Genomic DNA, 1,455 nt, shown 5'->3' on the forward strand with positions numbered 1-1,455 from the left:
CTGCCAGGGCACGACGGGCTGCGGCGCACGCCAGCGCAGCTTGCCGACCGGCGGCGCGGCGAACGGGACGCCAAGAAACGTGTTCACGTGGTCGGCCGACGTGCCGACGATCTGACCACCCGTGACCTTCACCGGGTCCGTCACCTGTGCCGCCTGCGCCGTGCAGGCCAGCAGACATCCCGCAATGAGGGCCGTGGCCCGTATACCCATCCCCATGTGCTCTCCGGTAGAGTTATCGAACAGCTATTTTACCCAGCTGTTTGCACATGGGAAAACTATCAATGCCGGCTCATTCAGTGGAAGAACAGGTACAGGATGACCAGCACGATTGCCGGCACGCCCAGGATCCAGGCCAGGAAATATTTGCCCATGATCGTACTCCTTTCGTCAGCAATTAATCACGGGGTCAGGATGCTGGAGGCGGGCGCGGGCGTCCGTACGTTAATGCACGGAGCGGGCATTGCCGCGGCAAGTGGCAAAAATAGGTTTCAATAATGCAACAATTCAGCGCTACAATTCTTCCTGAGACTCAGAAAGGAATACTGTGGCCACCATCGACCAGGCAGGTGAGGGACGGGAGACGATCACGCCGGACGGGCAGGAAGCGAACCACGCGCACGGTGGCCCACGGCTGATCGTGCCGCTCAGCATGAGCGAACGCGAGGCCGACCTCGCCGTCGACAAGCTGCTGGCCAGCGGCGCCGATACGCCCGACGACCTGCTCGACCGGGCCGTCATCACCCGGCGCGACGCCTATTTCGTGCCGGTCTACGTCTTCGAAGGCAGCTACGAAGCGACCTGGACAGCCTCATTCGGCTACAACCGCGCCGAATACCATACCGACTACCAGACCCGGACCAGAGCCGGCGAAACGCAAAGAGCGGCCGTGACCCGCAAGCTCGTCGTCACCGACTGGCATCCCGCGCACGGCACCGATGCCGGGGACTTCACCGTGACCGCCTACGCCGGCGGGCGCCTGGCGAGCAAGGCGGTCGAGCTGGTCGAATCCGGCGCCGTCTTCGGCAGGACGCAGGCTTACCACCCGTCGCTCACGAGCGGCCTCCATGTCGAGGCGCCCTTGGGCGAGAGCGACGTGTACGCACGGCGCGCGCAGCCGAAGGTGAACGCGCACATCGAGCGCAGCGTCAAGGCCCACGGACAAGGTTCCAGCCAGAGCGACTGGCACTGGAATGCCCGGATCACCGAGCGGACGGCGACCCACGCCCTCCTGCCCATCCGCCATGTCGTCTACGAATACGAAGGCAAGACCTACAACGTCTGGTTCGACGGTGCCGACCTGCTCCGGCACGTGGCCGATTCCCTGCCGCAGGATCAGCGGCGCAAGCGGCACGTGAACCTGGGTTATGTGCCGGCCGCGGCGGTGAGCGTGCAGTTGTGCTTCGCCGGTCTCCTGAGCCAGCCTTCGGGACCGTTCAGGGCCGTGTCCTGGTCCAC

Annotated in this window: 2 protein-coding genes; one reads left to right on the forward strand and one right to left on the reverse strand. The window is 64.6% G+C overall.

The window, feature by feature from the left end:
• A partial coding sequence (locus tag AC1DYX_RS31105) for a carboxylesterase family protein (protein ID WP_477266081.1) occupies window positions 1–216 on the reverse strand: 216 nt, incomplete at its 3' end.
• A gap of 328 nt (window positions 217–544) precedes the next feature.
• Here AC1DYX_RS31105 and AC1DYX_RS31110 point away from each other — a divergent pair.
• Window positions 545–1,455: hypothetical protein (locus AC1DYX_RS31110; RefSeq protein ID WP_477266083.1), on the forward strand; the 911-nt coding region annotated here is incomplete at its 3' end.

Source organism: Massilia sp. P2_C2 (assembly GCF_056404615.1).